Consider the following 6,523-nt stretch of genomic DNA (forward strand, 5'->3'; position numbering starts at 1 on the left):
CTGTGTCCCCCCAGGGCACGCGCATGAACCCGACGAAGGTGGTCCTCCTTCCTGGTGAACGTGTTCGGGTGTACGCGACCCTCTCCAGTTCGCCCCTGTTCACGAACTTCACCTGGAGTGGCAGCGGTTTGAACATCGTGGCGACAGGGCAAAGTGCGACCGTCATGCCAGCAGGCAACACCGGCAGCACTGTGCTGAACGCTCAGGCCGACGCAACGCATTTTGGCCAGACGAACATCGAGGTTCGGCAACTGGGTTCGACACCCCAGGTGCCAGGCTGGGTCGACGTCCACCGGACCGGGCAGGCCGTGCGAAGTGCCCGGCGGCCTACTCCGTCGGCCATCTACCTCCCCGCAACCCAGCAGACCGTGGTGTCGTGGATGGGTGCGATGGGACATCCCTTCGTCCGCACGTACGATCACGTCGCGCAAGCCTGGAGTGAACCCGTGCAGGTCGGAATGAATCCGTACCCGGACTATCACAATTATCCTGTCATGGCCCAGGCGGCCGACGGACACCTGCTCGTGGCGTATGGCGCTCACAACACGGTCCTGCGGATGAGCCGATCGGCACAACCGAACAGCGCCGCAGGACCTTGGGAGGATGTCAGCATTCCCGAGGCGCCCGCGGCCTCTTACCCGTTTGCGTTCACGTCTGCAACTGGTCGGACCTTCGTCTTTTACCGTGAGACCCTCTCGAAGCTCGATCCGGCCCGCTTCACAGACGACCGGCCCCTGCGCTATGTCATGACCGAGGACAACGGGCGGACGTGGAAGAACAGTACGACTCTGACAGGGCAAGCGTTCGCCTTAGGCTCAGTGGACCGAACAGACCAGATGAACGAGATCTATCTGGGACAGGCACGGCTGCTTCCGCCCTCGGCCAACAAACCTGAACGCGTGATCATGTCCTGGACAATCGCCGGAGGAGGGACAGGACAGTCCCATTTGCATGATCGGTACCACCGCAACATGTACGTGGCGTACTTCCGTCCAGCTGACCTTCATTTTTTCAGCCCTGCTGGGAAGGATCTGGGTACCCAGCTGAGCAATGAGGAGATGGAAGGGGACTGTAAGGTGCTGGATACGGGTGAGCCGAAATACGCCAGTGATCAGCCCGGTTGGACGTATTACGACGTGGGCTACTTCTCCGTCGTTCATGAAAAGGCGGATGGGAGTCCAGTCGTGCTCTATACGACGTTTGATGGGACAACTGCAGTGGACCGCTCCAGCGTCTGGACTGGGAGCAGTTGGGTCACTGCCACTGTTCCCTTTAACCCCAAGGACCTGGAACAGCGGGGAAGTGTACTCAGCGCCTACGCAAACGACTCTGCGGGCATTCGAGAGTGGAACCTGGTTGATGGAACCCAGTTCGTTCCTGGCCCCCGCGTGACGTACAACCGACCTCCTGGATCTGGCATCGAGATGCTCATCCAGAATTACCGGCAGCCGCTTCAGTTCCTCACTGCATCAACGGCATTCAGTGGAGTGAGCGACAGCACGCCAAGTCTGGATGTCGGGGTTGTTGGAATTGAGTAGGTGATCTTCTCCAATGGTCCGGACAGTTTCAAGCGGCTTTGACGCCCAGGTCCAGCGGCCTGGAGGGATGCTGCTGCAATTCCACGAAACGCTGCGACAGACCCAGATTGGCCAACATTCGCTGAGCGAACAGCGCATTAAACGCGCGGCGTTTGATGTCTTCCATCGAGCACACCAGCCGTGAGGCCGGACGCCCCGTGCGCCCGGCCCCCTCCATGACCAGGGCCGCTCTCGCCAGACTCAAGCTGAAGAAGCATGCATTCCAGTGGTTCTCGTTTCCCCGTCGGGACCGCAGCTGACCGGTCGGTAGTGGGCTGGAATCAGACTCTGTTGGCGAATTCAACTGGAAGGGTGTAGGCGTGCGAACTGGGTTCGACAAGTGCCAGCTGGGCGTGATCCAGAGAGCCACTGCGTTGCACGCTCGACATTCATGGCTGTTGCTGCCAAGGACTCCTGGAGCGCGACCTTCGCTTTTCCCCGATAGCGTGCCACACGTCTACCAAAGCGCCGCACACCTTGGGACATGGTTGATTCAATCCCTGCGCGATCGTTGTACATCAGGCGGAATTCCGCCTGATGTACCCGTTCTCGGGCTGTCTGAAGCGCCTCGAACGTGGTGCGATCAGGAAACCCCAAGGTCCTCACCCCTGATTTTGCACGTGTGCAGCGCGCTTGTACAGGACATGCTCGGCAGGCCGCCGCGGAAAATTTAACCTGGACAGCTGGCCGCCGCGCCCAGGAAAGGGGCCGTTCCGTCCACATGGTAGAGACCTGTCCCTGAGGAAAGTTCACCTGTTGCTCCTCCCAGTCAATGTCAAAGGCCGTGAGACCAAAGGCGTCTTCTGTACGGTTTTGCCAACTGGTCGGTTCCCGGAGGAGTCCCACCAAGTCGATCCCTCGCGCCTGACGCTCGACCAGTCCGTCACCCGTTACATAACCGGCATCCACGAGATGCACGCCAGGCTGCAATCCCCGCACCATCAACTCGGTCTGAATCGTGTCATTGATCTGCACGTCCGGTCGTGTGGCTGGGGTCGTCTTCATGTGCGTGATCAGCCGCGGTGCGGCGTCATCGCAGCACTCGGTGAAGTGGACTTTGTACCCTTCCCAGCGGGTGCTCCGTTTGATCCTGGTCCGTGCATCGCGCTCGTGCGGCGTACACCATCGGGACTCCGCTGGCGGCGTGTCCTCCTGTGCACGGAGCTTCACCTACAGGGAGCCGTCCCCTGAATCGTCACGTTGGAATTGCTGCAGCCATACTCGCCGCAGCGCCTCCACGGCAGGGCGATGCAGAAGAATATTGAGATCGGGGTCGTTGAGCAACGAGGCCATGAGGAAGAAGCCATCCTGGCCGATGGTCTGGGCCAACGCGGTGCGGGCCGATTCGGAGTGAGGAAGATTCCCTTCCTCCACTCTTCTGCCATACCGTGTCCACCACGCCGATGGAGCGACTCGACACAACGCATCCGGGACGATCGTCGCAAGGTCGTCCAGCGCGACGCGGAGCGTCTCGCCGATCAATTCTCTTCGGTGGAGAAAACGCATCCGGGCCAGCACGTGGGGGCTGTCCGTTCGCTGACGACCGACGTTGAGCAAGTGGTGGTCTCTACAGATCTGCAGGAACGTGTTGAACAGCACTTCCCCTTGATCGGCTGTGACCAATCGTGCTCTGAATTCACTCAGGACGCTGGAGTGAAACCCGAGATCTTCGAGTTCGAGAGCCAGTGCGTATTTCCAGTCCAGTCGGGTACGCACGTGTTCTGCAGCCTGTCGGTCACTCAGGTGCTCAAGAAACGGAAACACCGTGACCAGCGCCAGGCGCCAGGGAGCGTACGCGGGTTGACCCCGTGTCGGGTGGGGTGCTCGGAACTGATCGTCGTGGTAGACAGTTCCGAAGCAATCACGCAGCTGCGGAATGGTGTTGCCTTTGGGAAGAATGATGCGGATGAGGTCAGCCGTTCGCGCCGGAATCTCTACCAGAGGATCGGCATGCAGGCTCATGCATCATTCTCGCTTACCTGGGAATTCGCCAACAGAGTCTGATTCCAGCCCACTACCCAGATCTTGAACCCAGTGTTGAACGCGAGAAGGTGAGCAACGCTGACGACATCTCCGCTGGATTTTGACAGCCGCTGCCGCATGGCCTTCATATTGTGTGATGTTTCTGCACTTTCAATGTGAAATTCTATACATTACGCTCACCACAGGTAGGGAGGAACATATGGGGGAAGCGGGCGTACCGGCGGGACCGAGTGGCAGTGAAAACCGTACTGGAGCAGAGAAGTCCACGGCACGGGCCCTGTACGAGGTGCCGCGACTGACGCACCTCGGATATTGGAAGGCCCTTACGAGAACGCTGCCGGGCACACACGTCGTGGGTGATGAGCCGTTCGAGTTGCCGTAAAGCAGGAGGCACCCTGGGCCTCTTCTGGCGAGGTGTGGTGGATCACTTGACATGCGCAGCACGAGTTGGTCAGGAGTTCACATGAAGTACGGAGTCATTACCGTTCTGTTCAGCTCGCTCGTCGCAGTGCTCATGGCCTGCGGCACGGCACCTTCCACACCGGCCGCGTCGGGCGCGGGGCGGGCGGCACCGGACGTGACCGTGACAGCGCTGCGGCCGGTGGGTCTGGTCGAGCTGGGCACGCAGGACGGCCTGGACGCACAGACCATCAGCGACACCACCGTCGGTGGTTTCACGTTCACCAGGCTGGGCGGCACCACAGTGCTTGAGGACGGCATCTACCGGTACCTGAGTGCCCGGTACCGGGTCAGGAACGTCGGAGCCGTGGCGCGCCGCAACGTCACGCTGCTGACGGTCAGCACGCCCGCGACATACCCGAACACTGCCGTGAAATCTATCAAGCTGGCGAACGGCACCGAGGCCTCCTTCTGGGCGGACCACCTGCGGCCGACGTCCGGTATGCGTGTCGGCAACGCGGGGCCGGAGGTGGACCCGGCCGGCGCCAGTCTGCAGCTGTTCCGGCGGGACGAGGTCAGGAAGCTCGACGGGCAGGGCGGTATTCTGCAGGCCTTTCCCTGGGGCTACGTGGTCACCCCCGACCAGGGCGGCCGAACGCTCTTACCAGGCGGTGAGGGAAGCTTCACGGTGGCCCTGAAGGTCCGCAAGGCCGACTTTCCTTCGGGCCCCGTGAACTTCAGTCTGGTGTACGTGGTGGTGACCGACGACCTGACGCGGGTCACGGTGGCTCCGGAAGAACTGAACCTGGACCGTGTGGCCGCGCTGAGTGAGACTTTGAAGGTGCAGGAGCCGGGAGTGAGCGTCTCGCTGGTTCACGCGCAGCATCCGTTCCTGGCGGAGCCTTCGCAGTGCGTGGGCTGCAACCGTGAGGACGTGGGGGACGTGCCGATCAGCGGTCCGTTCGATCGTCCGTCAATGACCTTGCTGCCAACCAAGTCCTACCGCCTGAGTGCCAACATGGATTACAGCGACCTGTTCAGTTACCAGTATGAAGGCACGAAGTTTTTGAACGGTAACGATTACCGGCGAGACGAGCGCGGCATCACCGAAAACAACCTGTCGGTCTTTAATGCGCTCAACTGCACGTTTTCGTCTCATGGTAGTGCGTTGATCGGCACGCCAGAGTGTACGGGTCAGTCGTACGGGCTGTTTGAGCATCGGTTTGAGGAATACTTCAAGATTTATAATTACAACTGCGGTTCTTCTTCGTTTTACTCTTCGGACATTCGTGAGAACGTCAGTGTGGCGTTTCGGTCTAGCCGGAATGTCGATTTCAGACTCGTCAAGAACTCCAACAACAACACGACCTATAACGAGAGTTACGTCAGTCTGAATTTTGACAACGTTAACGAGTACGCCCCGTATCGTCTGGACCGAAGCTCCACATACAGCGGCATCGAAGCCGGACCGGCCTGCGCGGCGTACTCTTCGACTTTCAACACCTTTGTCAACACGGCAGTCAGCACCAAAGTTCCGACATTGGTTTTCCGTCTTCCCCTGGTGGGTCTCATCAGGAGCAGCGCTGGGAGCAGCGTGAGCAGCACCCCTAACCTGTATGGAAGCGTGAATCAGAACTACCGCTGGAGTGTCGACCTGCTTGATGAGCGGTGACATGCAAGGCTGTGCCGGCCAGGTCAACCCTTTCGGTTGACGTCAGTCAGGGCGTCTGGTCTGCCATCTAAATACAACGGGCTTATCGTCTTCGTGGCAACTTTTGATCAGCGGCACAGCAGGTTTATAGGCTTGACTGCTCTGTAGAGGACAACTTCACCTCAAGCTGCTCCAGGAGCTAAAAAAGGGCTCATCATGACCCCGATCACCTCCGCTTTCTCCTTCAGATCCCACCGCCACACGTTCCGCAGAAACTCCGAGCCGTACCGCACCAGACTCATCGCTTTACGACCGTGCGCCAAGATTCGGATGCTGACCTGTCCCTCTCGCCAGACGCCAACCTTCAAGCAATTCAGCCACGCCAGCGTCACCAGCCCGAACAGCCGTTCCAGTCGCTTCGGAGCCGTGACCCCAGTCCGCTCCAAATCAAATCCGCGGTCCTTGTACGACCCGAAGGTCACCTCCACGGACCAACGGAGCTTGTACAGCCTCCACGTCTCCCACACCCCGAAATCGGTCGCGATGATCACGAGATCCCCCAGTGGGGATCTCGTCGCGACGACTCGCATCCATTCCCCGAAGACCCAGGCCTTCTCTGCAATGACGCCGAATTGACCGGGCTGGAGATCGTCGAACCACTGATTCGCTGTGAGCTCGTCCAGGACGGTGTCCTTGCGGATTCGGACGGCTCGCCGGATCCCCTGGCGTCGAAGGAATCGGAACCACTCCGCCCCAATACATTCCCGGTCGGCGACCAAGCCCTGCCAGCACGCCGCTGGCAGGGCTTGAAGGAGACGGAGAACCACCCACATCCGGGCTTTGGTGTCGCTATTCCCGGTGTGGTCCAACGCCACCCATACGAGTGGAATGGTGTAGCCGTGAACGACGGCAC

5 protein-coding genes and 1 pseudogene are annotated in these 6,523 nt (G+C 60.0%); 2 read left to right on the forward strand and 4 right to left on the reverse strand.

The genetic code is table 11. The annotated features are described in order from the left end of the window. The first annotated feature begins 23 nt into the window (after positions 1 to 23). Positions 24 to 1,538: a BNR-4 repeat-containing protein gene (locus IEY33_RS11540; RefSeq protein WP_188963429.1), complete on the forward strand. Its 1,515-nt coding sequence runs from the start codon at positions 24 to 26 to the stop codon at positions 1,536 to 1,538. Between the two features lie 28 nt (positions 1,539 to 1,566). Here the strand turns inward: IEY33_RS11540 and IEY33_RS11545 are convergent, their stop codons facing one another. From IEY33_RS11545 to IEY33_RS19575, 3 genes and pseudogenes are all read right to left on the reverse strand, one after another. Continuing rightward, positions 1,567 to 1,704 (reverse strand): hypothetical protein, encoded by a 138-nt coding sequence (locus IEY33_RS11545; RefSeq protein ID WP_188963430.1) that lies wholly within the window; start codon positions 1,702 to 1,704, stop codon positions 1,567 to 1,569. 173 nt (positions 1,705 to 1,877) lie between these two features. Beyond that, positions 1,878 to 2,747 (reverse strand): transposase, encoded by an 870-nt coding sequence (locus IEY33_RS19570; RefSeq protein WP_188963431.1) that lies wholly within the window; start codon positions 2,745 to 2,747, stop codon positions 1,878 to 1,880. Positions 2,748 to 3,196: 449 nt separating this feature from the next. Continuing rightward, a pseudogene (locus tag IEY33_RS19575) lies at positions 3,197 to 3,392 on the reverse strand (transposase); the annotation flags it as partial. A 631-nt stretch (positions 3,393 to 4,023) separates the two neighbouring features. Here IEY33_RS19575 and IEY33_RS11560 point away from each other — a divergent pair. After that, positions 4,024 to 5,631, forward strand: coding sequence for a hypothetical protein (locus IEY33_RS11560; RefSeq protein WP_188963433.1), 1,608 nt, complete (start codon positions 4,024 to 4,026; stop codon positions 5,629 to 5,631). Between the two features lie 161 nt (positions 5,632 to 5,792). On the opposite strand, the gene IEY33_RS11565 is transcribed toward IEY33_RS11560, so the two are convergent. Continuing rightward, the coding region (locus IEY33_RS11565) for a transposase (RefSeq protein ID WP_194517275.1) at positions 5,793 to 6,523 on the reverse strand (731 nt) is incomplete at its 5' end.

Origin of the sequence: Deinococcus aquiradiocola, from assembly GCF_014646915.1 — a bacterium.
Classification (GTDB): domain Bacteria; phylum Deinococcota; class Deinococci; order Deinococcales; family Deinococcaceae; genus Deinococcus; species Deinococcus aquiradiocola.

Excerpts from the sequence above, each read along its gene's own strand:
- IEY33_RS11545 (WP_188963430.1), bottom strand. The coding sequence starts at position 1,704 with ATGGAAGACATCAAACGCCGCGCGTTTAATGCGCTGTTCGCTCAGCGA.
- IEY33_RS11560 (WP_188963433.1), top strand. The coding sequence starts at position 4,024 with ATGAAGTACGGAGTCATTACCGTTCTGTTCAGCTCGCTCGTCGCAGTG.
- IEY33_RS11540 (WP_188963429.1), top strand. The coding sequence starts at position 24 with ATGAACCCGACGAAGGTGGTCCTCCTTCCTGGTGAACGTGTTCGGGTG.